This window comes from Rossellomorea sp. ABR4_012 (assembly GCF_056159545.1).
This window is the reverse complement of sequence record NZ_JBSWVK010000001.1, coordinates 618,319-643,214: the sequence shown is the minus strand read 5'-3', so window position 1 is coordinate 643,214 and position 24,896 is coordinate 618,319. Positions and strand designations below refer to the sequence as shown.

Genomic DNA, 24,896 nt, shown 5'->3' with positions numbered 1-24,896 from the left:
TTACTCCTTCGATTTCTTGATTAATTCCTAAATCAGTTTAACACAAAAAACATTTTTAGAAATGAAAATTTTTTTACATTTTCATTTCATATATACCCTGTCTGTCTTATTCTCTAACCTGAAAGTAAGTTTATTAGTGGTAATATTCAACAAGCAGCATACTCTCGAGAAAAACATATAACGAAATCAGTTTCACTTCAATAGTTCATTCAAAGCATTTTGTGTCATAATTTCGATTTTTTTATTGTAAGATGCAGCAGTTGTATGACCATAAGGGTCAAGGAACCAATTCCAATAAAATGTTCCAACTGAGAAAGCTTTGGTACCATAGGGTTTTTCCCACCAGGTTATATCTGCCACACTACTCTTCCCATATAGATTTATTGGTGATCTTGCAATCAATTCCACTCCTGGAATCTCTCCATCATAACGATCAATTTCCCCGCCGATTACACCAGGTATTTTATCACCATTTTTGAGTCCTGTTCCTTGATAAATCCAATGAGATGAATTGGTAACAACCATTGGATAGGTTTTATCGGGAATACCTCTATACATAATTCCAAACAATTCATTTTCCGGCCTGTTAACAGGGGAATTCCTGAACAGAGTTGTCACTTTGCTTGGATCTATCTTCTGATATGGATCCTGGCTGGCTTTTGCCTTATAGCTGACAATCGTTGAAGCATCATCTTCCAATCGCACCTGCCAATACCCAACATTCGCGTTGAAGTTTGCAAGATTCATATTGTTTTTAGTTAATTTCTCGATACTGTCCCTGGTTTCTTTCGTCCAATATTCATCGTGGCCGGGTATGATAAGGAGTTTGGGATTGTCCTTTGTTAATTCCCCATTGGCTATGTCAACATTTGAATAATAATTTAATTTATATCCTTTCTTTTCAAGCCACCTTACTAGGTTGTATTCATAATGGAAGAACTGGCCAGCTCCATTTCCCTCTAGATACGGGCGGTGATAAGATAGTTTTAAGGACGGTTCCTTATTCGTGCTGTTGTATCCGTAAAAACTTTTCCCACCCCAATTGTTGTAGGCCTGGTATGTGTTTGTTGCCATTACAATTCCTATTTCATTTTTTTCAGTAGAATTGACTACTATAGGAATATATGAAGTATTTAATCTATAATCGACCAGTTTAATCAGGTACATTCCACTTTCCCAATCTTTTGGAATTGAAAAGTGAACATTCTTTACCCAGTTAGCATTTAATGTAACAGGATCTCGTTTGTTATTTGTCTGGGTATATGCAGACAAATAACCGAATGTTTTCTTAAGCTTGGCTCCTTCCCCATCATAATATCCCATCCTGTAAATTTCCGCACCATAAGCATATTGACTGGAGATATACATATTCACTCTTTCTCCAGGATGATAGGATGGTTTATCCGCATAACCCTGAATCGATGAAGCCTTCTTTTCCACTTCCCAGTTTCCTAGGTTATAGATTGACCCGTCATTGACAGAAGCCCTGCCTCCAAAGATCGTAATCTTTTCCGGCTGGCGGCTGATTAAATAAGCATGTACGAGCTCTGGTGTATATGTTGGTCTTGTCAGTAATACAGGACCATTTGCTTTTGCAGCTGCTGTAGATCCACTTAATGCATCGGCAAAAGATAGTCCGGTAGCCATAAAAGCTTGTCTTGATTCCGGAAAAAATTCTTTTGCGATATTGGCAGACACCTCATATCTGTCTTTGCCCCCAATTCTCTTCTTTACAGGCAATAATTTCTCTACATCCTTACCTACACTCGCAGTACCTCCGACAATTGTAACGTCTGATACCCTCTTTTCCTTTATCAAACTTAAGGTAGAGGAAGGCAGGCTGTTTGATCTTGTTAATAAAATGGGAAGATTATTAGTAGAAGCATACGGAGCAATGGATAATGCATCCGCGAAAACCAGACCATTGGCTAGAATGACGTGAGAGGAAGGAGGCAGCATTTTAGCGATATTTTCCGATACAGCAAACCGATCTTTACCTGGAATCCGGGAAACATTCTGGAGTTTCTGTATACTTGCTTGATTGATTTCTTTGACAACTGACGGACGGATACTGCCTTCTCCCCCGATCAATATGATTTCTCGTGGATTTAATCGTTTTATTTCATCGAAAGTGGTACTTGTTAAACGATCATTTCTCGTTAGTAATATGGGAGCATCTTTGTCAAAAGCTAATGGAGATGCTGAAAGAGCATCTGCAAAAGCTAAATGGTTTGTTAAGATAATGGTATCAGCACCACTCTTCCAATATTTCTTGGATATACTTACAGCTACTTCGAATCGATTTTGACCATCAATTCTTTCATTTGCAGTTTCTGCTTCAGCAAATCCTGCAAAAAAACCAAGCCACACTAAGATACCAGAAAAAAATAAAATGATTCTTTTCATGAATGTCTATCCCCTTAAATTTTATAAAAAGACACCTGGAATAAGCATATTCCAGGTGCCTTTCCGATATTAATCCTTGCCTTTATTATCTAAAGAAAGTTAGCACTCCATTAGAGATTGCAACTGCAGCCTGTTCTCTGTAATAATCGCTTCTCAATTTCGCAGCATCTTCTTTATTTGTAATGAATGCCAGTTCAACTAAAACACTTGGCATAGTTGCTTCCTTGATAACCTTAAAGCCGACGTTTTTAACTCCTCTATCGTTTGTATCTAACTTTTCTACTAATTCTCTGTTAATATAAGTAGCCAATTCCTTACTTAGTTGACCTGCATACGTATCATCATAGAATGTTTCGGTTCCTTGTACATCAGTATTGGAATATGCGTTTGCGTGAATGCTGATAAACGCATCAGCACCTTGCTTATTTGCTAATTCTGCTCTTTCAGAGAGTGTAGGATAGGTATCTGTTTCACGAGTCATGACAGTATACGCACCATTTGAATCTAATTTTCCTTTCACTCTTTTTGAAACATCGAGGTTCACTTCTTTTTCAACAACACCATTCCCAGAAGCACCCGGATCGCTTCCCCCGTGTCCTGGATCTACAACTATCATCTCACCAGCTAAAGGCCCTGCAACAGCCTTGACAACGCTATTTGAAACAGAAGCTGTACCGCCTAATACAATAAAATTCGTCATTCTCTTCTGGCCTGTAATTACCTTCGTTGCTTCAGGTAGTGATGAATTTCTTGTTAGTAAAATTGGAGCGTTCTTCTTCGCTGCCAACACTGAACCTGTTAAAGCGTCAGCAAAAGTCTGTCCGGTAGCCAAGAATCCTGTTGAAGTTGATAGATTCAATTTTTTAATAATGTTAGCCGCAACTTCATAACGATCCGCTCCACCGATTCGAAGTGGGCTGTAAGCTGACAAATCGGCATAAACTCCATTACTCACACTTCCAGTCCCACCCATTACAATGACTTGACTAGGTTTTCTATTCAGCAAAGTTGATACAGTTGGAGCTGGAAGCTCATTATCTCTTGTCAATAAAATTGGCATGCCGTTTCTTGAAGCATAAGGTGCAATAGCCAAGGCATCAGGGAAATTCAACCCGTTTGCCACTACTGCTTTCGAAGAGCTTGGCATTCTTTTAGCTATTTCAGCTGATACTTCAAAACGGTCTTTTCCGCTTACACGTTCTACAGAAGAAATACCTAAGCTTTTCACTTCATTGATGACATTATTCGAGATACTGCCTGTGCCACCAACAACATAGACCTTTGAAGGTGCTAATTGACGCAGCTTATTCTTTGTCGTGTCGCCCAGGTTGTTTGGACGTGACAATAAAATCGGTGCATTCAATTTGTAAGCTAAAGGCGTAGCTGAAAGTGCATCAGCAAACGCGTTGTAGTTTGCAATAAAAACGACGTTTGTACCATTCGGCCACCCTTCCTGCGCTACATTAGCCGCTACTTCAAAACGATCCTGACCCGCTAATCTTTTATGCTGCCCCTCAGCACTGGCTCCCTGTGCTAATCCAAAAAAGACGATTGATACTACCAGTGTCATGATTATTTTTTTCATTATTTCCTCCATTTTTTTAAAGATTCTAGTTTATTAGTTTCCTAGTGTGGTATTTGGATAGTAGAAATCTAAAATTTGCTTGTATGTTTGACCTGCATTTGCTCTGTTGTTGGCACCTTGCTGGCTCATTCCGACACCGTGACCGAAGCCTTTGCCGTGGATGGTAAAATGATCAGTTTCGTTGTCGACAGAAGGCGTGTACGTGCTTCTGTAATACATCGTTCCAAACATATATCTTAAATCAGTTGCAGAAGCTTGAATCGTTTCCTCATATTCTTTTAATTTTCCATCTGTTTCAAAATAGTAATTGTTTGTTCCTTTTTCCTTCATATAAAACTTAACTCTTAAAGATCCGCTCTCACTTCTTTGACCCGGATTTTTCTCAGGGTCGATTACATAGCTCGAAATAGACTTTATTTTGATTTCTTTGTTTACTAGATCCTTATATAAATACTTTTTAATATTATCTACTAGTGGTGCTGTCTTAGCTTCTCCGTTCAAGTAAACGGTATTCACTTCATTTACAGCTCCCCACCACCAGCCTGGATTTTTTAATGCAGCTTCCAGAGTAATATTACTATAAGTTGTCATTTCTTCTGAGGTTTTAATAATCGTTTGGTCGCTAATTGCAGCTTTAGGTACTTTTAAATCCCATGAATAAGTATCATATGTGTCTGGTTTATTATCAAAATAAGCCAGCTTTGTTGTACCCCACTCATCAGTATTAGTAGCTGTATAGCCACCATTACTTGATGAAAATAATGCTGTAATTAACTTACCATTGTATCTTAGTACCTGGCCGCTCGTTTCACTTACAGCTTCCGATGTTTTAGCATTCCAATCAAGACCGCCATATACCTGGAAGCTTTGATTATCTACAACTGTGTTCCCAACTTCATCGATTGCATATGTACGAGCTGCGACTGCTTGGGCTTTCAGTGCTTCCTTGTGATACCATGCCGGGGACTCCCTGGGCACCACGCCTTTGAGGTAGTCTTCAAAAGGGATGTTCAAGTTAATAGGTCTGACATAACTGTCGGATTCTGAATTGAACTGCATCTTGCCCAGGTATTGTCTTTCTGCACTCCCTTTAATTGTAAGTACATTAGAAGTTGAGTATGATGAAGGTGCCAATACAAAATTTGATTGTCCAAAATCTGCAACCTTCGTGCTGCCTTGATACATAGCTAATCTTCCAGATTCATTTTTTACGACATAATCCGTTCCAGCCTGCAGTTTAAATTCATTCGGCAGTTGATTAACGACTTTCTCTTCAACAGAAGCGGGACCGCCTAAAATGTTGAATACATTATAATCCTTATTATCTATCAAGCTGTTAATTACATCAGGTAGACTATTAGCTCTCGTCAATAATAACGGAGAACCATTTTTCGCAGCGAGCACTGAGCCTGTTAGTGCATCAGCGAATGTTAAACCGTTTGACACGTACGCCATGGTTGAATTAATATTTAATTCTTTTACGATATTAGCAGACACTTCATAACGGTCTTTACCATCAATTCGCTTAGTCGCTTTAAGATGGTTATAGACATCATTATTTACACTGCCTGTGCCTCCTATGACTGTAACATCTGAAATACCTTTAAGAGCTTCATATGAAGAAGTCGGGACATTATCCTTTTTGGTTAAAATAATTGGAATCTCATTTTTAGCAGCATATGGAGCTATAGCCAAGGCATCAGAAAAAATCAAACCATTCGTTACAAATGCTTCACTAGATGCTCCCAGGTTTTGGGCTATTTTTTTTGATACTTCAAAACGGTCCTTACCATCAATACGGGTAACATTCCATGTAATGGACTTTAATTTCTTTTCCACTGCTCCATTTACACTTCCAGTACCACCGACAATAATAATCTTCTTCGGGGAAAGTTCTTTTATTTTATTAAAAGTAGACCCTGGAATATCGCCAGTTTTCGTTAAAAGAATCGGAGCATTATATTTGTAGGCAAGAGGAGACGCAGCAAGAGCATCAGCAAAAGCTAATGAGTTTACTACAAACACTGTTTCGGCTGTATCCCAGCCGTTACTCGCTACATTTGCCGCCACCTCATAGCGATCAACACCAGAAAATCTTTTATTATTATTTTCTAATTTATATGTACCTTGACTGTTTACGACAAGACTGGTCCTATTCCCAATATAATTTTTTAATTTAACAGAAATAGTGGATGCACTTGCTTCTGTAATTGGGGAATATGCTAAAATCACACTGGCACTAACAACTGATACAACTGTTTTTCTTAAAAAACCCAATACCCTTTACCTCCATTTTTTTTTTATTTCATTAGTTCTACTAATTCAATCTGACCTTTTTCATTTTCTTTTACGACTAACTGATATTCTTTTCCCTCTTCCATTTCTTGAATTTGATCAAGAATATCCGGATTGAATTGAATCGACTTTACTTCTCCATCCATTTCAACTTCCATTGTATGAGGATCAGCCAGTCCATTGAAAATGACCGTTTTAGACTCTTGTTTATTATCGGTAGCTTCGCCGCTTCCTGAAGTGCTATTTTCTTCCATTTTTGTTTCCTGTGTTCCACAAGCAGTTAGCAATAGGAAAGATGAAAGCAAGGATACCGCAATCTTTTTTTTCATTTATTTATCACTCCATTAAATTTTTGTTACGCATTTTACAATGTTAATACTATCTAAGCTTACAAACATTGTAAATACAAAAATAGAAAAAAGTCGAATTTGTGAGAAATGTAGTATATTTTTTAATATAATCACAATAAAGCCAGGAAATAACAAAAAATTGTCACTCCCTGGCATTTTTTGAATTCTTCTATTCTATGGTAGTTTCTTTATTTTCTTTAGCTTTAATCAATTTTATACATAAGAAGATTAAACTTTTAATAATAAAGTACACAAAGAAAAAGCTAAGAAACCCCCAAAGCCCTATTACAGCGTCAAGGAACTCCATTTGTCCCCTGCCAGTAATTTTTTGCTGGATTTCTATAGCAAATGCCAAAACAACCATTACTGTAAATGTATAGAAGAATGATATTGGCTCCAGACTCCACTGTGAAATCCATTTAAAGAACAAATGGGTAATAAAAAATACTAACATGCCCATTATTCCGAAAACCCATAAGTGTAAGTCTTTATCAGTCATATTCAATCCAAATACTTTGGCTGATTCGTCTATAATATCATGAATTTCATTTACTATTTCTGTTAATAGCCATATGACCTCTTTCATAGTTCCCTCCAAATTAGTTAATTATTTGAAATTTAACTGTAGTATAATTCATATTTCAACTAAATCAAACAAAAGAAATAACATTTTATATACTATTTTTCCTTTCAGGATCGTTAGAGTCCCAAGAATGGAGATGTAAAAAAGCCCCTCTCGATGCTTGAGAAGGACTTTAAACTTATACTCTTTAGTTTTATTTTCTTAAAACCTTTGTATAAATAAGGCCTCTTACATTATTAGGAAGTATTCTGGTGCCGACTCTGACTGTTAAATTATAAATGAATTCAACAACGTTAATATACTTCGACTCCAGGAATATCTTTTGAAGAAGAAATTCGTATTTTATATACTTTATGCCGCCTCTTCGTTTTAGCATATCGGTTCCGCCTCTTACTTTTACTAAACTCTCTTGTAAGTTATAGAACCTTTTACGATCCTTGATCATTCTAAACCAAAGGTAATAATCTTCAAACCACAGTAAAGATTGATAACTGCCGGATTCGATTACCTTATCTTTTCTGAACATGACTGTTACATGGTTCATAGGGTTTCTATATTTGCCTAACTTAAAAATCTCTTCATGATGTTCTGGGACACGTCTTACAGCTTTCACTACCTCTGGATCTTCATCAAACTCTTCTATCCAGGCCCCTACAACATCATACTCTAAATGGTTTTTTAAGAAATCCAGTTGTTTTTCAAACCGGCTATCAAGTGATATATCGTCGCTATCCATTCTTGCAACTAATGGATAAGTACATTCTTTCAGCCCAATTTCCAATGCTTTTCCTAATCCAACATTCTGTTTTAAAGGAATTATTTTAAATATATTTTTGTAACTCTCTACAAATTCCTCTATTACAGCTTCTAATTCCCTTGTTAAAGGTCCATCTTTAACAAGGACGATTTCGGATGGAACCTTTGTTTGACACAATAAACTCTTTATGGCTTCTTTCAGATAAAGACTATCTTCTTGGTGATAAACCGACATTAATACTGAAAAGCTCATTTTTACTCCTACCATTATTGAGTGATTTTCTTTAAAGCCTTATACTCAAATAATTCTATTATTTCACTTTGTGAATATTTCTCTTTCAAAAGATCATCAATCATTTCTCGTACTGCACCTTTTCCACCATCAAGGCGAGTGACTGTATCCACATGATTCTTCACAAAATGATGTGCATCTTGAGGCGCATACGAAACCCCTGCTTTTCTAATAATAGGAAGATCATTTAAGTCATCTCCCATATAACAAACTTCATTAAAAGTTAGATCTAGTTCTCTTAAAATTTCTTCTAAGACACCAATTTTATCTTTTATCCCTTGATAAACATAATCAATTTTTAATTCAGCTGCCCTTTTTTGTACAGAAGCTGAATGCCTCCCTGATATGAGGGCTACTTTGTATCCTAATTGGCTGGCTAAATTGATTCCCATCCCATCTTTAACATTGAAAGACTTTGTTTCATGGCCTAATTCGCTGATATAGATGTTTCCATTAGTCAATACTCCATCTACATCGAGTACAATTAATTTCACATTCTTCATACATTGATTCCTTCTTTAGTTAAGTCTTGAATATGGATCATTCCAATAGGCTTGTTGTTTCTAATAACAGGTAACACGTTGATATTCCGTTCTTTCATCACTTGCATTGCTTTTAAGGCTTTTTCATCCTCATTAATCCAAGTCGGGTTTACAGTTGCTATCTCAATCACACTATTATTTAATATGGATTCGTTTGTAGTCAGAGTTCTTCTGATATCACCATCTGTAAGTATACCGATCATTTCACCTTCGTTATTGACGATTGATGTAGCACCCATTTGATAATCAGTCATCGTAAACAAAGCATCTTTTACCGTAGAGCTTTCCTGAATGACAGGATTTTTATTTCCTGCTCTGTTTAATACATCCGAAACTTTTAACAATAGCTTTTTACCTAATGAACCGCCAGGATGAAAAAGAGCAAAATTTTCTGATTTAAAGTCTTTAGCATTCAATAAGGCTATGGCTAACGCATCCCCTATCGCTAACTGTAAAGTAGTACTAGTGGTTGGGGCCAGGCCAAGCGGGCAAGCTTCTTTAATCTTCCCTAAAGGAATAACATAATCTGACCTTCTGGCCAATGTCGAATTCCTGTCACTTACCATACTGATTAAAATAGGTTTAATTTCTTTCAGTGTAGGTATGATGTTCAACACTTCTTCAGTTTCTCCACTATTAGAAATGGCAACAACAATATCAGTATTCGTAACAACGCCAAGGTCACCATGAAGCCCTTCAGCTGGATGCATGAAAATAGATGGGGTACCAAGGCTTGCGAATGTCGCTGCTATCTTTTTAGCAATCAGGCCTGATTTCCCCATACCGGTAAAAATCACTTTGCCTTTACACGCTAAAAGCTCTTCGACAATATGATTAAATTCCTCATCCAGTTTATCTACATACTCTTCAATGGCAGTTGATTCAGTCAATAATACTTCTTTAATATCATCAATGTAGTTTCTATTTTGAAGTTTCAAGAGAATCACCTTTACATTTAGTATTTTTTCACTAATCTATCAAACTCTTGTAATTCTATTAATGTTTCACGCAGATCATCCAGCTTCAGCATGTTAGGTCCATCAGATTTAGCATTATCAGGATCAGGGTGCACTTCTAAAAATAATGCATCGATTCCGATTGATACAGCAGCTTTTGATAAATATGGTACATACTCCCGTTTCCCACCCGTAGTGGTACCTTGGCCGCCAGGAATCTGCACACTATGAGTACCATCAAAGACAACAGGAACGTCAAATTTCTTCATTTCAATTATAGAGCGCATATCTACTACTAAATTGTTATATCCAAATGTACTTCCTCGCTCTGTAAGTAAAATCTGGTCATTTCCAGCTTCTTTAATTTTAGTGATTACATTAGACATATCCCACGGAGCAAGGAACTGGCCTTTTTTCACATTAATAGGTTTTCCCGTTTTTGCCGCTGCGACTAACAAATCTGTTTGACGGCAAAGGAACGCTGGAATTTGAAGTATATCCAAAACTTCTGCAGCTTGTTCTACTTGATTAGGTTCATGAATATCAGAGGTAACAGGAATAGAAAGTTCTTCTTTTATTCTCTTTAAAGTTTCTAACCCTTTTTCTAACCCAGGACCTCTAAATGAATGGATAGAGGATCGATTCGCTTTATCGTAGGATGCTTTGAACACAAATGGGATGTTCAACTCTTCCGTAATACTTTTAATATATTTAGCAGTTTCAAATACCATTTTTTCATCTTCGATAACACAAGGTCCTGCGATAAGTACAAAGGGGGAATTTCCCCCTATGCTAATATTGTTAGTTAAGTTGATTTTATCCATTGTCGCCATTCCCTTCAAAATTTATTTTGTAGTAAGCTATCAGATACGAAAGATATAACCAGATTATATAATCATTTAATTGTGAGTTTAATAATAAATAAACCCAGACCGATGCGCTTCCAGCAATCAATATCAAAAATTGCCTATTTATTGAATGATATTTAGTGATTAAATGGATAGTCGTATAATAGATAATTACTAATAATACAATCATTCCAACTAAACCGGATTCAAATGCTGATTCTATTAAAATGTTGTGAAAATTATTTTTCTCTTGTCCATCAATCTGTTCTATACTCGGTAAAAAGTGTCTTGATGCACCTACACCTTTTCCAAAGAGTAGCGTAAAGGGGTTGGAAGATATCTCCTCTATACCATAACTCCAAATATACTGCCTGCCATTCAGATAGTTATTCTCTTCATTCTTGAACATTAAACTGAATGTTAGTACAGCGAGAAAACTTATTGAAATGAATACTAACAGTAAATATTTCCTGAGCTTAGTTATACTTATAGTCTTTCGAAGATATTTCATTAATAGATAAAACACTAACCCTATTATAAGCGCCAAATATGCTCCACGCGTAGAGGATAGTAAGACTACAAGTATACTTAATCCTAAGGAAAAGATAATTAATTTCCGATATTTATTTGTTTTATCTTCTACTAGATAATTTATTCCTACGATAATAAATAAGAAATGGTTGAAGATAATTTGTTTTCCACCAAAGAGAGATGAATAAGCTTCATTGATCTTCCAAGTCTCAGATCCACCAGAATGCAGCCAAAAATCTTTGGAACCAAGCAAAATTAATGCATTTATCAACCCTAAACTATTCTCTAATTCCACAAATATATTAATTGATGTATATATGGAATAGATAGCTAAACTATAGATGAAAATTCTCAATCCATTATTATTTAATTTAGTGACCAAATGTACTAATATTATCAGCATAATAAACCTGAACAAAATAGTACTATATATAAATAATGAACTCTTAAAATCTGAAGACCACAAGAAACTTAGAGTTAAAATAAGGACATAAATTGCTATGCTATAGAATATTTTGTCGTTATACATTAGTAATATGTCTTTAGGATTTTTATTCTTATATAATTTATAGCCAAAGAATAACATTATAGCTATCATTAATAATAAATATGAACCCATTTCAAAGCCAAGAAGATTAAGTCTCAACAACTTTGAAGGTTGCAATAAGATCAAAAAAACAAACAATACAAAACCATCTAGTCCTATTTTAAACTTGTAACAATAGTACGCAGCGATACTAATAATCAGCACCAGTATCACCATCATATATAATGGTAGATCCATAATTTCACCTTAACTATAAATTATTTTATTAATTTCTTGTGCCACATTCTTTGAAGTAATCTTATTACTAGTTTCTACATATCCCTCAGTTTGGTGGTAATACCTTAGACCATACAAGAATTTATTTATAAGCTTTTCATCGACACACTCTTTAGTAAGCTCTTTTTCTAAAGCATCGGTTAAATCGCTAAGTTCAGTACAATGATTTACAATACCCTCAATGTTATAAAAGGCATTTCCTAAGGTAATCACCTTTTTATACTTCCTTAACGCTTCAATCCCAACTGTTGAATTAATGGTGATGACTACTTCTGCGTCTTCAATTAAACGATCTGTGTTGTATTTCTTCAGAAATAATGCACCTTTATTCTCGTACGCTTTGTACAAATGAGAGTAATCAATTCTCCCGATGTCTTCAGGGTGTTCTTTAAAAATAACGTGATAATTTTCGTTATATTTCGCATTGAATTCTTCCATTGCACTCATCACAGAATCCACCAATAACTCCATAGTTTTTATCTTTGGAGAATGATGTAAAATTTGAGTATCAGAATGTACTTGAAATGGAACAAAAATATACTTTTCAGGAATCTCCACATTGTCTTCCGGCATCTTTTTAAATTTCTTTTTATTCTTATAGATGCTGATTAACTCTTTAAGGTTGTGGTGTACTTCTATAGGGAAATTCACTTTCATCAGATCACCTGCTGAATTAAGCAATTTAGAAATGACCACTTTTTTAATTCCATCTGGAGTCAAATGATTCAAATCTTCGTTAACAGGCTTATTCATATAAGCAGATTTATCTTCTTCCATAGTAATTTTTTCATAGTAATCAGGGTATCTAGGTATGGATGAATTGAAATTAACACCTGCAGGGTTAATGGAAATAGTAAATGGCCTGAAGTATCCAAGTTCTAAATAAGCTGTCTTTATACCTCTTTTTTCGGCGATATATGCTGCCAACCTTTCCGTCCAACTAGAACCATTATACATGACCATTAATGAAATATTATAGTTTGTTACAAAATCATCTACAAACTGCATGTATTTTTTATACAAAGTATAATCTGATTCCTTCATTTCCATTTTCTTCACATATTTATTGTAATCTTTTTGGAAGATATCTAATCGATCTATTTCTCCATCTGAAATGGAATAAAGTTTTTTTTGTAGTTTAAAAGGTACAAAAATAGAGTTCGTTGTATTTTTATTATATATATATTCACCTATCCTAAAATTAAATTGATAGCAAGTATGTTCTTCCTCTAACTCCTGAATGACATCCGGGAATAGGTTTTTATATCCTTTTAGGAATAGAATGTTCGCCATTATTTTTCTCCTTTAACACTTTTAACATATAAATAAAACTAATTACTACCACAAAAATATTCCCTAGTGCAGAACCTATAGCAACACCCTTTAAATGAAGATATTTCATTAATAGGATACTTGAACTCACACTGATCAGAACTGAACCAATTGAAGTATATGTACTTAAAATTGGCCGTTCCATAATAGAGAATATATAGATCAGACATCTCGACATTCCAAAGAAAGCAAAGGATAAAACAAGAATCAGGAAGTACTCTTTTATCAAGACATAATCTGACTTATTCAAGATGTTTAATATTATATCTAACAAATAGTATACGATTGTCCCGCAAATAATTATGGTAATAAATATTACTCCGCTGAATTTCTGAAATACGCTCTTTAATTGACGAACCAATAATTTCTCATATAATCGAGCAACTTTCGGATAAAAAATGGTCAAAACCGGATTCACTAAGAATAGAGCAATGGCGGAAATAATATCTATCGCAAACGAATAATACCCAACTGCGGTTAACCCTAAAAATATTTGGATTATATATCTATCGGTAGATCTCATTAATTGAAATACGATTTGTGTACCTAAAGAAGGCAGCCCAAATCGTATAAGTTTAATTATTATTTTCTTATTGAAATTAAACCTAAAATAAATATGCTTTCTTATTATTACAACGATAAATGCAATAAAGAAGCCAATGGTGTACCCAATAAAAATCCCTTTCACTTCAAAAAACAAAACAAACAGGATAGCCAGAATATTTGATAATACCCCTGCAGTAATTCTAAACATCGCTAACTCTTTAAATTGTTCTTTACCGTTCAAGTAATAAATAATGGCTAAGTACCAAATCTGGATAAAAGCAAAAAGAGAAAGTACGCCTACAAGATTATGATCAGCTGGCATATTTATTAATTCAAAAAGTGTTATTCCAAACATAAAAAATAATACACTCGCCAAGATTGAAGTCAACAAGACAAACGTGAGGAATGTATTTTGAAATGTATCATTATTTCCATCTATTTCATAAGCAGGATAAAACCTTTGAAAACCTATGCCAAATCCTAACAATCCAATAGTAGCGAATGTGGTCATTATGAGGTACGACAATGAAAATTGCCCATAAGATTCTACTGGAAGAATCGATATAAATAACGGAATAGAAATAATCCTTAAAATGTTCTCCAGGAAATTGGAGACAAAGGTTATAGATAAATTGCTGTTTTTTACTTTTTTGATAATATTTTTCATAACATCACTTTGTTCCTAGAAGAATCTTTTCCACTCTCTCTAAATCATCGGGAGTATCCACCCCAATGGTTTCATAACCCGTTTCAAAAACCTTGATTTTATAACCATTTTCCAAAAAGCGAAGTTGCTCTAATGATTCTGCTGTCTCCAGTTCACTCTTCTTCAAACCAGGAATTTTCATCAAAAAGTCATAAGTATAAGCGTATACACCTATATGTTTATAATATGTTGTAGGGACATTATCTCGATTAAATGGAATAAGTGCTCTTGAGAAATATAATGCATTATCATTGTTATCGGTTACCACTTTCACAACATTTGGACTATCCAATTTGGCTGCATCAGCCTGTTTCTTTAAGGTGGCTACATCGAAGTCCTTATGGTTCTTTAGATTAGTAATGAACTCTTTAATTAATTCTGGATTAATAAGCGGTTCATCCCCTTGAATGTTAATAATCATGTCAGGCTTCTCAGCTAGACCAGTCACTACTTCCAGGATTCTATCGGTTCCTGTTTGATGGTGGGCACCGGTCAAAACAACATTTCCGCCAAATCCTTTAACTACTTTGTCAATCTCTTCGTGATCTGTTGCTATTACAATATTATTGTTCTCTACTCCACTTTCTATTACTCTTTCATATACGTGCTGAATCATTGGCTTTCCTAAAATTTGCTTTAATGGTTTCCCAGGTAGACGGGTTGAGCCGTAGCGAGCCGGGATTACGATTAGAAAATTCATATTCATCTTCCTTATCTAGCACCATCACTTGTGATGCAAACTTTAATCGTCATTATCAGTATTTTGAGATCAAGCAAAAAACTCATTTTTCCAATATAATACTTGTCTAAGCTTAACTTTTCCTCAGGGGATACTTCATAACCCCCGTTTACTTGAGCCCAACCGGTAATTCCAGGTTTAACCTGCAATCGGTCGATAAATCCTGGAACTTCTTTATTAAATTGTGAGGTAAATACAGGTCTTTCTGGCCTTGGCCCCACAATACTCATATCTCCAAGCAAGACATTAATGAATTGAGGAAGTTCATCTATACGCGTCATTCTAATAAATTTACCGACCTTGGTTACTCTGGGATCATTTTTTTGTGCCCATACGGCACCATTTACTTCTGCATCGGTTCTCATCGACCTTAATTTTATAATATTGAAAATCTTACCGTTATGTCCTACTCTTTCTTGAAAATAAAAGACCGGACCTTTTGATTCTAATTTAATAAAAATGCCGAACAACACTAAACATGGTAATGACACTACAACCCCTATTAGTGATATTAAAATATCAAAAAATCTTTTAAAGTATAAATATATATTCCTCTGAGAATTAAAATCAACTACATTTCCATTAAAAGATTCATCTTCATGAAATATATTTTTAGCCTTAGAATATGCCTGCATTAAAAAAAGCCCCCTAAAGTAATTCTTTCCCAAACAATTCTAACATAAGCCGTATTTGAAAAAAAGTGGAAATGAAACATTTTTTAATCTAATTGAAACATAATTGTATTTTTTATTATTGCTTCGAAATTATTTAATTCATCTGGAGAATAGTTCAACTTCACGACTTGATCTTTAGTAACCAAATCGATTAAGTCTCCTCCTACCTGAGTGCTGTTCTCCCACCTTGGTATTATATGTATATGGAAATGTTTTACCTTTTCAGAAATAATAACCGTATATAACCTTTCAATCGGTAAGGAATTAACTAACTTCTTTTCCAGATGAGAAATTAATTTCATAATTTTATTTGTTTCTTCACTCGTTAAATCGCTCCATCTTTCAACATGACGAATTGGTTCAATAATAAAATAACCTAATAGAGAGAAACTACTTTGACCGTGCCTAATATGTACGATCTCATCAATTATTTTCCCTCTTACACTTGTTTTCTCAACAAATTGATTGCAAATTAAACAATCCATATTAACACTCCTTTTTAATCCATAAAATAAGTACCTGTTTATAGGTACTTATTTTTATCCAACTATTAAATTACAACAATTTATAAAACTGATAGGTTATATTTTCAACTATAATAAAGAAGTAAAGTATTTCTAACCTAGTCTTTTCACACTGTATCAGTGTGGAGCATAATTATCCCATACTAATAGATTTATTTTACTATATTTGCAAATAAATTGTAACTATGCCTTATAGTGTTAATATTTACCATTTTAGTGTTGAATAGATCATTATTTGTTCATTACGTTTCTTTAAGCCTCAATACTCCGTCTATAACACAATCCGTTCTCTGGCAAAACGTTAGTACTCGTTAATCCCCTTTATTATATATGCTGCATCTAAATGATTACTTAGTGTATTTTACATTTTTCTCAAAGAGCTATTAATTGAAGAAAAGCGATATCACTGTACATAGAAACAAAGTAAGATGTTTGGAATGGAAGGGACTGAACACCTTTATCTGGATGAGTCAATAAGAATAAAAGGTATAAATTGGTATGATGTGTCCTTAAAGACCCGAGGAGATGATTAGTTAAATAAGACTATATAAAATATTGATTTTTATGGATTTAAATCCTTTTTTTATACTAAATGTGATAAAATAACAATATATTTATCATTCTATGACAAAAAAGGAGAAGTAAATGTGAAAAAAATGTTATTTACTGTAGCTACTACTGCAGTTATTTCTACTTCTTTCGCTACTCTAGCCTCAGCCGATACCCACAAAGTCGAACCAGGTGACACCTTATGGTCAATATCAAAGAAATATGACGTTAGTATTCACGAGTTGAAACAGATTAATAATCTTCGAAATGCAGTCATTTTTCCTAGACAGCAGCTAATTGTGACTAAGAGCCCAACTTCTTCTATTCCAACTGATCCAAAACCGGCTCCTCCTGCTGTGGTCGAGGGCAGCAAGACTTATACTATAAAGTCCGGAGACACACTTATAAGAATTGCTAACTCTCATTCTATTTCCTTAGCTGACCTAAAAAAGTGGAATCAAATTTCCTCGCATATTATTTATCCAGGTCAGAAGTTAACAGTGTCAGCCTCTACATCTCCACAAGTAGAAGAACCATCAAAAATAGAGGAAGATACTACAAAAAATGAAAATAATGTACCACCAGTTTCTAAGCCCCAAAATATTTTATATTCAGTTAAATCTGGCGACACACTATACAAAATCAGTAAAGAGTTCTCAGTTTCAGTTCAGGATATTAAACAGTGGAATAACCTTAAATCCGATGTCATTCACATAGGACAGAAGCTAGAGGTAGCCAAGAAGCCCACTTCAAATTCGGGAGACAATGAGCAAGTTTCTGAAGAATCCCATTCTAAGATTACTTCTGAAGCGCTTGCCCATTTAGGAGCTCCTTATAAATGGGGAGGATCATCATCAAGCGGTTTTGATTGCAGCGGTTATATCTATCATGTTTTTAATAAAGCTGGATATGATATTAAGCGTCAATCGAGTGAAGGATACTTTAACAGATCTTATTACGTAGATAAACCTGAATTAGGAGATTTGGTATTTTTTGAAAATACATATAAGAAGGGCATCTCTCATGTAGGTATATATATTGGAGATCAACAATTCATTCATGCCGGAGATAATGGTGTTGAAATTAGCAGCTTAAATAATCCATATTGGAGATCTAAGTTTGATAGTTTTAAGAGGTTTTATTAATTTATAATAGTAAAAAAGGAGATGTCAGTCATTGCTGATATCTCCTTTTTTACTATTATAAATAATGGTTCTCCCCCAAGAAGGGACGGGATTTTAATATTGCCCTATATTAACGCTGTTAATTCTTTTATTTTCCCTTTAATGAACTGGGTATATTTATCATCCTGCTGAAGTTCAAAAACAATTAGGGCTTTTTCCATATACGATTTGGCTTGCTCAGGTTTTTCTAATAATTCTAAGTTATATCCGAGGTGATAGTGTAATTCTCCTAATAAGTACAAGCTGTCTTTTTGAAGTGCCCATTTAATGGCGTTTTTGCAATATTTATTTGATTCTTCAATTCTTTTAAGTCTCGTTAGTGTCCTTGCCAGATTATAATAAAGCCTAGTTTTAATGGAATAGTTATTTAAATGTGGTAAAAGGTGCAAGTGATCCTCAATCTCTTCAAATACTTCCAAAGCTTTATCCAAATCTTCGTAAAAATAAATTGCCCCAAGTGATAAAAGGATTTCCAGTTCTCTTTCTTGAAGAAGCTTTCCTTTTTCATTTGTAATGCTGATTGCTTCTCGAAGAGTTTTCACTGAAGCATCCAAATCTTTTTTTACTTCATATAAATAAATGCCTTTATGCCATAATAAGAGTTGGAGGTTTTTGTTATTTTGAATGAATAAAGGGTTATCCTCCTCTGCTCTCACAATGTCCATCATTTCTTCAAATTTCAAATTCCTTCTGAGAATCTGAAGTTGTTGAAAAACCTCTTGTACATAATCTAACCTTGGCGTGGTACCGATATCAAAGAAATAATTTACATCCACCCCTAATTTTTGTGAAATTTGATATAAGGTAGATGCATACGGAAAGACATCACCCTTCTCAATCTTGCTTATTTGTGCTTGAGTACAGACTCCTTCTGCAAGATCCTCTTGAGAAAGTCCACTATTTTTTCTAAGTTCCTTAATTTTTTTTCCAACGGCCGTGAAGTCCATTTACATCCTCCTCTAAATATGCCTAGAGTTATATTTTTTGATGAAAATAGGTGTATTAACTATGTAAGGTTAAAATAAATAGGTATTTTGGCATTACACTCAAATTTAATAAAGATTGAATATATGCTTTAATTATAATAACATATATATCATCAATCTTATCGAATATTCAGTTCAATAAGAAAGGGAGGAAAGACCCATGAAAAAACATTTTCTTGCCATTCTAACCGCTTCAATTCTTCTTCTTGGCGTTGCTGGTTTTTCAAGCAATACAACTGAGGAAGCAGGGGCAACCATTCAAAAGCTAGAACTTCCTGGCAGTGCTCATTAATTACTTAATCTAAGGCTTCCCAATTGGGAAGTTTTTTTCTTTCGGCTATTTCTTTATTTCGACTTCTCCACCTTGCCCTGCTTATGCTCATCTGACACACAATTCCAATACTTCTAATAACCATAGGTAATCACTTCTATTAAAATATTCATGTAGGAATATTCCTATAGTTATACAAAAGAAGGAAAACATCACTTTCTGCACATATTCCCTGAATTTTTGCTTCCGTACCGATTATGAGTCAAAATACACTATAAATTTTATTGTGCTAGGATAAAAGTACAATAAAAGAAAGGGGGCTTCATGATGAAAGATATCAACATGAAAGTAAATCCTCTATATTCCGATGTAGATTTGTCGATTCAATTCCATTTTGAATTCACTCAAGGTGATGCCAAAATCGGGGAAGCATCAGTGTCCACTTACTCTATTGAGAACGACGCTTATTCCCGCAGCCAAACCAATAATATTACGTATCTAAAAATCCAAAAATGTGCAGTCATCGATCGATTTGATGTGATTAATGAAACAGAAGCACTATGCATGAAAAAGATTCAGCATTTCCTTCAGGTAATTGGAATGAAAGAAATCCATTCCGGTTATGACATTAAAGGCAGCCACATTTCTGGATTATAAAAAAGAGAACCTCTTCTGCTGGTGTAAACTTAGGGAGAGGTTCTTTTTTATATTAAATTCAAAGCGGAGAACGCCTATAAGATTGGTTGAAAAGACCTGTTTTTCTTTCTTATAAAATCCTTATAATGGAATTAGATGTTATAGAAAGAGAGGCAGGATATTGAAAAGATTCTTCTTAGTATTGATTACAGCATTGAGTCTTGGTGGTTGTACCTCGCCAGGATCCACTAATCATATTTATTTAATCCCTGAAGGATATGAAGGCTCCTTCACTGTTTTCTTCGATATTTCAGGTGCTCCTGAATTTGAAAAAAAAGGAGCATTTTCTGTTATTCCCGTAGAATTGACTGAAATTGATACCTTGCACCAAACGGATCATTCAACCTACGGCTATGCTTTGACTTCAAGAAAGGAGCCCTATCTTCCAAAAGCTTTAACATATGATGTGAATAATAAATACTATTCTATTGATAAGGCAGGGAAGAGAAGCGAAATTGATCGATACTGTGTGCACGAACGAGGTGTTGGAGGATACACCGGGGCAGATGGAAAAGAAATAGGTTACGTTGATGTGCAGGTCACCCAATCCGAATGTGGTGAAGACTTCTATTTAAACGGTAAGAAAGAGTACACTACTCAGAGCAAGGAAGCCAAAAAGGAATTGATTGATAACCTTGACTAATAGTGAAAGCCAATCCCTCTGCACCAAAGAATAGGGATTGGCTTTTGTTGGTTACATTCTTAATAAAACGATATCAAAGTGTGGACGAGGAATTTATTCTTCACGATCACTAATTTCGGTATTTTTATTTAGCAGGGTTTCATCGAGCCATTTTCTACTGAGCTGGAGTGTGGTAAGTTCTGCATCGGAATCCACAAACACTACATCAAGATCTGCGTTCGTCTTTCTATGACTAAGTTCAACATTTCCCTCTACCCTCATTGTCAATTGATATTCACCCCAGATGTATGCCATATACACCACCTTGTCTGCTGTCATCGCATCATGATAGAAGTATGGTTCTCCCAGCGCACTAACCACTTGTTCCACTGTCATATTTGTGTCCGTTCTTTTCACTTCCACTCTATGAAGGATTCCACCTCCTTTTTCGTTGAAGGTCAATAAATAGTCACTGCCTAAATGATGTTTATACCCTCCTTCCGCTTCACTCGCAAACGGAAGAGTGCCGTACTTCTCCGTTATACTTTGAAATGATTCACCAATAATCGTATTTACTCCATGCAATATGCCTTGTGATGCTTCGTCTTTAAATACGGTTGAATTTTGAAGAATATAAGAGAAATTGAAAGGTGGCACCGTGTTTATTGTTCCATCTGGCTTCGGTTCTTCTTTTTCAGGTTCTTCCTCTTCAACTTCAGGTGATGGAGCAGGATCGGCATCATCCTCTTCTACAGAAGGATGCTGTTTTTTCCGCAGTTCTCTTTTCTCCTCGTTTATTTTATCCTTTAGGTCATCTTCCGGTATAAATGTTGACTGATGATCCTGTTTTTCAGGTTTCTGTATTTCTTCCCCCAGGTCTTCTTCAGTTAATTCTTCGTTTGAAAAGTAACTGCTGCCAAGTATGGAGAGCAGGCAAATAACGGCGGCAGTTACAACAATATTCAGGAATATATGCCAGTTGATTTTCTTTTTACGGTGAAGATGATGGATCTTTGAGAGAATGCGTCTTTTCTGACTGGTCATTTCGATGTTGTCGAATAATTCCTTGTCCAAATCTTCTTTGAGGGTGCATAAAGGGTCCCTTTCGTTATTCATCCTTATCCCTCCTTTGCAGCAACATTTTCAGCTTCTGTCTTCCTCTTTCTAATCTGGTACGGACTGTAGAGGAGTTAATATCCAGCATTTCACTGATTTCCTGGGTTGTGAGTTCTTCGTAATAATATAATAAGATAATTTCTCTATATTTGACTGGAAGGGTAAAGATTTGTGCAGACATACTGGTTTGTTCCTCTAATTGAAGCAGTACTTGCTCTGGAGTAGCTGCAATCTCTTTATTAAAGAATCTATGAAACTTATCTACAAGTGTGTTTCTTCTGAAATAAGCCGATTTCTTGTAGTCCTTACATTTATTGATGGTAATACGATAAATCCATGTTTTATAGGATGACTGATGATTGAATCGGTCCAGGGCATCATATACTTTAATAAAGACCTCCTGGCAGATGTCCTGAGCGGCCGGCCAATCCTGTACATAAAAGTAAGCCAGCTTCGTTATAGGTCTTTCATATTTATCGATCAGTGACTCAATCAAGTGATTCTTACGTATATCTTCCAAAGGAAGGACTCCCCCTTTCACTTGATTATTTAAAAGTTTCTACAAGACATTTGTAAATCTCCCTTTCCAGCCTGTTTTCCACAAAATAACTTCTTGAGTCTCCCTTAGAGTAATCAATTACATAGATTAACCCGTTTTATTCATTGGTAGTATATTAATTAATTTCCATTACATGTTAGACGATAAGCATTGATTAAATGTCTCATATTTCATATAAATTTAAAAAGTGCACCCCAATACGATAGGATACACTTTTGTTTATCTTACTTTATTAATGAATTTATTATGAGCAAGCTGGCGATTCTGCTAGTCATGTCCCGGATGTCGAGGGTCGGGTCGATTTCGACGATATCCATGGTTTGGACTTTCGGGTGTTTTACGGCTTGCTGGACCGCATCCGAGAGCGTGTCCGGGTCCATTCCGCCGGGACCGATTGCCGGGCAGCCTGGGGCGTACGCCTGATCGAGGACGTCCATGTCGACGGATAGGTAGATGGTGTCGACTTTGGTTTCCAGATGGGATAGCGCTGATTGGATCAGTTCTGCGATCGGGCGTTGTCTGACGTCCTTCATCGTATAGACGGTTACGCCTTTTTCAATGGCATAGTCGTGATAGGCTTTGGCGTTCGCATAGTTGCGGATGCCAATTTGGATCAGATGCTCGCCTTTCAGGTGGCCTTCTTCTATCAATCTCCTGAATGGCGTTCCGTTGGTCGGTCCCCCGTCTTCTGTGTTTCTTAGGTCGTGGTGGGCGTCGAGCTGAATGATGCCTACCGTCCCTTTCGTTTCCTTGATGGCTTTCACGGTTGAGGTGGTGATGGAGTGATCACCGCCGAGAATGATCGTTAGCGTTGCTGCTTGGGCTTCTGTAATCTCTTTGGTTGATTGGTAGATTCGCTGGTGGCAATCTTCAATCGATGTCGGGTGCATGGTGATGTCGCCGAAATCGATGATGGTTTTGCTGCTTATGTCCGCCTCTTCTTCGATGTTGTACGTTGTGAAGGAGTTCAGGGTTCTTCTGATCGCGTCCGGTGCAAAACTCGCTCCCGAGTGAGAGATGGACGGCTTTGAAAGGGGTGCGCCAATGATGGCGATATCCCCTTTTGATCCCTCTGTGTACGATGTCAGCAGCTCGGCTGCCTTCGTCGTGTAGCGGTCCTTGAACTGCGCTTTCCCAGCCGGTTTAATGTGTTGAAATGTGCTCATGAAGCTTCTCCTTGCGATAGATGATCCGTCCGTTTTTCATGACAGTGTGCGTATGGTTCACTCCGTAATGGTACGGGACATAATGATAGTTTGGCGCATCCCATAGGACGATGTCTGCTTTTCGTCCTTTTACGAGCTTGCCTGCCTGTTCACCTCTGTTGATGGCGTATGCAGAGTTGACAGTGACTGCGTTCCAAATTTCTTCCGGCGTCATTTTTAATTGGAGGGAAGCAAGGTTCATGATGAACTGCAGGTTCTCTGTCGGCGAGCTTCCCGGGTTGAAATCGGTTGACAGCGCGACTGCCGCTCCCGCTTCGAGCATGCCTCTTGCATTGGCGAACTTTCCTTTATTTAAGTAAAAGGATGTGCCCGGCAGGAGGACTGCGATGGTGTCGGTTGTTCCCAGTGCCTTGATGCCTTTTTCAGATGCCCCTACCAAGTGGTCTCCGCTTGTCGCTCCGATTTCAGTGGCCATTTCCGTTCCGCCGAGTGGATCGATTTCGTCGGCGTGAATTTTTACTGAGAAGCCCTTTTCTTTGGCTGCTTTTAGGAACTGGCGTGACTGTTCGACTGTAAAGACTCCTGTTTCGCAGAAGATGTCGACGAACTCTGCGAGGTTTTCTTTTTCTATGTCTGTAAGCATGTCGAGCATTTCTTGTAAGAATTCATCTGAGCGTTCCTTGAATTCTGGCGGGATCGCGTGTGCTCCTAAGAAAGTCGATACTAGGTCCGCTGCGTGTTCTTCGTTTAATTTCTTGGTCACTCTTAGCTGCTTGAGTTCCGTTTCTTTGTCTAGTCCGTATCCGCTTTTGGCTTCAACAGTGGTCACTCCGTAGGAAATCATCCTGTCGAGGTGGAAACGGGCTTTTTTAAGAAGTTCTTCTTCAGATGCTTCACGAGTAGCTCCAACCGTAGAGAGGATCCCGCCGCCTCGTTTCAGGATTTCTAAGTATGGGACACCCTGCTGTTTCAGCGCCATTTCGTGTTCGCGTGAGCCGCCGAATACCAGGTGGGTGTGAGGGTCTACCAGACCGGGTGTCACGAGTTTCCCTTCAGCATCGATGCGCTCGGTTGCTTTATGTGTTTGGGCTTCTTCGTGTGTACCGATCCATTCTACTAAGCCGTCTTTGATTCCAACGGCTGCATGTTCGATGACCGGCAGCACGCTCATTTCCTTCCCTTTGAGAGGACCTTCCCCGTGGTCCATCGTGAGCAGCTGTCCGATATTTTCAATGATCGTGTCGAATTGTTTTGTCATA

24 protein-coding genes are annotated in these 24,896 nt (G+C 36.4%); 4 read left to right on the top strand and 20 right to left on the bottom strand.

Translation table 11 applies throughout. The features are described from left to right. Positions 1 to 192 precede the first annotated feature (192 nt). The 15 genes from ACXAFV_RS03305 to ACXAFV_RS03235 all read right to left on the bottom strand — a co-directional run bounded on the left by ACXAFV_RS03305 (position 193) and on the right by ACXAFV_RS03235 (position 16,449). Positions 193 to 2,406 (bottom strand): N,N-dimethylformamidase beta subunit family domain-containing protein, encoded by a 2,214-nt coding sequence (locus ACXAFV_RS03305; protein ID WP_475124439.1) that lies wholly within the window; start codon positions 2,404 to 2,406, stop codon positions 193 to 195. Between the two features lie 85 nt (positions 2,407 to 2,491). After that, positions 2,492 to 3,991, bottom strand: coding sequence for a cell wall-binding repeat-containing protein (locus ACXAFV_RS03300; RefSeq protein WP_475124437.1), 1,500 nt, complete (start codon positions 3,989 to 3,991; stop codon positions 2,492 to 2,494). 33 nt (positions 3,992 to 4,024) lie between these two features. After that, the gene (locus ACXAFV_RS03295; RefSeq protein WP_475124435.1) at positions 4,025 to 6,268 is read right to left on the bottom strand and encodes a SpoIID/LytB domain-containing protein; all 2,244 of its coding nucleotides are present in this window, start codon (positions 6,266 to 6,268) and stop codon (positions 4,025 to 4,027) included. 23 nt (positions 6,269 to 6,291) lie between these two features. Next, complete coding sequence (locus ACXAFV_RS03290) at positions 6,292 to 6,615, bottom strand: hypothetical protein (RefSeq protein WP_475124434.1); 324 nt, start codon at positions 6,613 to 6,615, stop codon at positions 6,292 to 6,294. 190 nt (positions 6,616 to 6,805) lie between these two features. Next, entirely contained in the window at positions 6,806 to 7,222 is a 417-nt protein-coding gene (locus tag ACXAFV_RS03285) for a hypothetical protein (RefSeq protein ID WP_475124432.1), read from the bottom strand. 190 nt (positions 7,223 to 7,412) lie between these two features. After that, the gene (locus ACXAFV_RS03280) at positions 7,413 to 8,228 is read right to left on the bottom strand and encodes a glycosyltransferase (protein WP_475124430.1); all 816 of its coding nucleotides are present in this window, start codon (positions 8,226 to 8,228) and stop codon (positions 7,413 to 7,415) included. 14 nt (positions 8,229 to 8,242) lie between these two features. Continuing rightward, positions 8,243 to 8,770, bottom strand: a complete 528-nt coding sequence (locus tag ACXAFV_RS03275; protein ID WP_475124428.1) for a KdsC family phosphatase — start codon at positions 8,768 to 8,770, stop codon at positions 8,243 to 8,245. Beyond that, the gene (locus ACXAFV_RS03270) at positions 8,767 to 9,756 is read right to left on the bottom strand and encodes a KpsF/GutQ family sugar-phosphate isomerase (protein WP_475124426.1); all 990 of its coding nucleotides are present in this window, start codon (positions 9,754 to 9,756) and stop codon (positions 8,767 to 8,769) included. Before ACXAFV_RS03270 ends, ACXAFV_RS03275 begins: the two co-directional genes overlap by 4 nt. An 8-nt stretch (positions 9,757 to 9,764) precedes the next feature. Continuing rightward, positions 9,765 to 10,589: a 3-deoxy-8-phosphooctulonate synthase gene (gene kdsA, locus ACXAFV_RS03265; protein WP_475124424.1), complete on the bottom strand. Its 825-nt coding sequence runs from the start codon at positions 10,587 to 10,589 to the stop codon at positions 9,765 to 9,767. Next, a complete protein-coding gene (locus ACXAFV_RS03260; RefSeq protein ID WP_475124422.1) occupies positions 10,582 to 11,928 on the bottom strand; it encodes an O-antigen ligase family protein in 1,347 nt (448 codons plus the stop codon). The genes kdsA and ACXAFV_RS03260 overlap by 8 nt, the downstream gene beginning before the upstream one ends. Before the next feature lie 9 nt (positions 11,929 to 11,937). Then, positions 11,938 to 13,260, bottom strand: a complete 1,323-nt coding sequence (locus ACXAFV_RS03255) for a capsular polysaccharide export protein, LipB/KpsS family (RefSeq protein ID WP_475124420.1) — start codon at positions 13,258 to 13,260, stop codon at positions 11,938 to 11,940. Next, entirely contained in the window at positions 13,229 to 14,512 is a 1,284-nt protein-coding gene (locus tag ACXAFV_RS03250; RefSeq protein ID WP_475124419.1) for an oligosaccharide flippase family protein, read from the bottom strand. Before ACXAFV_RS03250 ends, ACXAFV_RS03255 begins: the two co-directional genes overlap by 32 nt. 4 nt (positions 14,513 to 14,516) lie before the next feature. Then, positions 14,517 to 15,251 carry a 3-deoxy-manno-octulosonate cytidylyltransferase gene (gene kdsB / locus ACXAFV_RS03245; RefSeq protein ID WP_475124417.1) on the bottom strand — a complete coding sequence of 245 codons (735 nt, stop codon included), beginning with the start codon at positions 15,249 to 15,251 and terminating at the stop codon, positions 14,517 to 14,519. Positions 15,252 to 15,262: 11 nt separating this feature from the next. Further along, complete coding sequence (locus tag ACXAFV_RS03240) at positions 15,263 to 15,925, bottom strand: sugar transferase (protein ID WP_475124415.1); 663 nt, start codon at positions 15,923 to 15,925, stop codon at positions 15,263 to 15,265. An 83-nt stretch (positions 15,926 to 16,008) separates the two neighbouring features. Next, a complete protein-coding gene (locus ACXAFV_RS03235) occupies positions 16,009 to 16,449 on the bottom strand; it encodes an HIT family protein (RefSeq protein ID WP_475124413.1) in 441 nt (146 codons plus the stop codon). A 695-nt stretch (positions 16,450 to 17,144) separates the two neighbouring features. Here ACXAFV_RS03235 and ACXAFV_RS03230 point away from each other — a divergent pair. Continuing rightward, entirely contained in the window at positions 17,145 to 18,182 is a 1,038-nt protein-coding gene (locus ACXAFV_RS03230) for a LysM peptidoglycan-binding domain-containing protein (protein WP_475126056.1), read from the top strand. 104 nt (positions 18,183 to 18,286) lie between these two features. Here ACXAFV_RS03230 and ACXAFV_RS03225 read toward each other — a convergent pair whose 3' ends face one another. Next, the gene (locus ACXAFV_RS03225; protein ID WP_475124412.1) at positions 18,287 to 19,168 is read right to left on the bottom strand and encodes a helix-turn-helix domain-containing protein; all 882 of its coding nucleotides are present in this window, start codon (positions 19,166 to 19,168) and stop codon (positions 18,287 to 18,289) included. 199 nt (positions 19,169 to 19,367) lie between these two features. Here ACXAFV_RS03225 and ACXAFV_RS03220 point away from each other — a divergent pair, with 199 nt between their 5' ends. The 3 genes from ACXAFV_RS03220 (at position 19,368) to ACXAFV_RS03210 (ending at position 20,817) form a co-directional block, all read left to right on the top strand. Beyond that, positions 19,368 to 19,499 carry a hypothetical protein gene (locus tag ACXAFV_RS03220; RefSeq protein ID WP_475124410.1) on the top strand — a complete coding sequence of 44 codons (132 nt, stop codon included), beginning with the start codon at positions 19,368 to 19,370 and terminating at the stop codon, positions 19,497 to 19,499. 306 nt (positions 19,500 to 19,805) lie between these two features. After that, a complete protein-coding gene (locus ACXAFV_RS03215; RefSeq protein ID WP_475124408.1) occupies positions 19,806 to 20,135 on the top strand; it encodes a hypothetical protein in 330 nt (109 codons plus the stop codon). A 160-nt stretch (positions 20,136 to 20,295) separates the two neighbouring features. After that, positions 20,296 to 20,817 (top strand): DUF6843 domain-containing protein, encoded by a 522-nt coding sequence (locus tag ACXAFV_RS03210; protein WP_475124407.1) that lies wholly within the window; start codon positions 20,296 to 20,298, stop codon positions 20,815 to 20,817. A gap of 93 nt (positions 20,818 to 20,910) precedes the next feature. On the opposite strand, the gene ACXAFV_RS03205 is transcribed toward ACXAFV_RS03210, so the two are convergent. The 4 genes from ACXAFV_RS03205 to hutI form a co-directional block, all read right to left on the bottom strand. Next, a complete protein-coding gene (locus tag ACXAFV_RS03205) occupies positions 20,911 to 21,912 on the bottom strand; it encodes a hypothetical protein (RefSeq protein ID WP_475124406.1) in 1,002 nt (333 codons plus the stop codon). Continuing rightward, complete coding sequence (locus ACXAFV_RS03200; protein ID WP_475124404.1) at positions 21,905 to 22,432, bottom strand: sigma-70 family RNA polymerase sigma factor; 528 nt, start codon at positions 22,430 to 22,432, stop codon at positions 21,905 to 21,907. The genes ACXAFV_RS03205 and ACXAFV_RS03200 overlap by 8 nt, the downstream gene beginning before the upstream one ends. A gap of 263 nt (positions 22,433 to 22,695) precedes the next feature. Next, complete coding sequence (hutG, locus tag ACXAFV_RS03195; RefSeq protein WP_475124403.1) at positions 22,696 to 23,637, bottom strand: formimidoylglutamase; 942 nt, start codon at positions 23,635 to 23,637, stop codon at positions 22,696 to 22,698. Then, positions 23,615 to 24,895: an imidazolonepropionase gene (gene hutI, locus ACXAFV_RS03190; RefSeq protein WP_475124402.1), complete on the bottom strand. Its 1,281-nt coding sequence runs from the start codon at positions 24,893 to 24,895 to the stop codon at positions 23,615 to 23,617. The genes hutG and hutI overlap by 23 nt, the downstream gene beginning before the upstream one ends. Position 24,896: the final 1 nt, after the last annotated feature.

Bases quoted from the DNA above. Each gene is read 5' to 3' on its own strand.
- ACXAFV_RS03305 (WP_475124439.1), bottom strand. From the start codon at position 2,406: ATGAAAAGAATCATTTTATTTTTTTCTGGTATCTTAGTGTGGCTTGGT.
- ACXAFV_RS03300 (WP_475124437.1), bottom strand. From the start codon at position 3,991: ATGAAAAAAATAATCATGACACTGGTAGTATCAATCGTCTTTTTTGGA.
- ACXAFV_RS03290 (WP_475124434.1), bottom strand. From the start codon at position 6,615: ATGAAAAAAAAGATTGCGGTATCCTTGCTTTCATCTTTCCTATTGCTA.
- ACXAFV_RS03285 (WP_475124432.1), bottom strand. From the start codon at position 7,222: ATGAAAGAGGTCATATGGCTATTAACAGAAATAGTAAATGAAATTCAT.
- ACXAFV_RS03280 (WP_475124430.1), bottom strand. From the start codon at position 8,228: ATGAGCTTTTCAGTATTAATGTCGGTTTATCACCAAGAAGATAGTCTT.
- ACXAFV_RS03275 (WP_475124428.1), bottom strand. From the start codon at position 8,770: ATGAAGAATGTGAAATTAATTGTACTCGATGTAGATGGAGTATTGACT.
- kdsA (WP_475124424.1), bottom strand. From the start codon at position 10,589: ATGGATAAAATCAACTTAACTAACAATATTAGCATAGGGGGAAATTCC.
- ACXAFV_RS03260 (WP_475124422.1), bottom strand. From the start codon at position 11,928: ATGGATCTACCATTATATATGATGGTGATACTGGTGCTGATTATTAGT.
- ACXAFV_RS03255 (WP_475124420.1), bottom strand. From the start codon at position 13,260: ATGGCGAACATTCTATTCCTAAAAGGATATAAAAACCTATTCCCGGAT.
- ACXAFV_RS03250 (WP_475124419.1), bottom strand. From the start codon at position 14,512: ATGAAAAATATTATCAAAAAAGTAAAAAACAGCAATTTATCTATAACC.
- kdsB (WP_475124417.1), bottom strand. From the start codon at position 15,251: ATGAATTTTCTAATCGTAATCCCGGCTCGCTACGGCTCAACCCGTCTA.
- ACXAFV_RS03240 (WP_475124415.1), bottom strand. From the start codon at position 15,925: ATGCAGGCATATTCTAAGGCTAAAAATATATTTCATGAAGATGAATCT.
- ACXAFV_RS03235 (WP_475124413.1), bottom strand. From the start codon at position 16,449: ATGGATTGTTTAATTTGCAATCAATTTGTTGAGAAAACAAGTGTAAGA.
- ACXAFV_RS03230 (WP_475126056.1), top strand. From the start codon at position 17,145: ATGTTATTTACTGTAGCTACTACTGCAGTTATTTCTACTTCTTTCGCT.
- ACXAFV_RS03225 (WP_475124412.1), bottom strand. From the start codon at position 19,168: ATGGACTTCACGGCCGTTGGAAAAAAAATTAAGGAACTTAGAAAAAAT.
- ACXAFV_RS03220 (WP_475124410.1), top strand. From the start codon at position 19,368: ATGAAAAAACATTTTCTTGCCATTCTAACCGCTTCAATTCTTCTTCTT.
- ACXAFV_RS03215 (WP_475124408.1), top strand. From the start codon at position 19,806: ATGAAAGATATCAACATGAAAGTAAATCCTCTATATTCCGATGTAGAT.
- ACXAFV_RS03205 (WP_475124406.1), bottom strand. From the start codon at position 21,912: ATGAATAACGAAAGGGACCCTTTATGCACCCTCAAAGAAGATTTGGAC.
- hutG (WP_475124403.1), bottom strand. From the start codon at position 23,637: ATGAGCACATTTCAACACATTAAACCGGCTGGGAAAGCGCAGTTCAAG.
- hutI (WP_475124402.1), bottom strand. From the start codon at position 24,895: ATGACAAAACAATTCGACACGATCATTGAAAATATCGGACAGCTGCTC.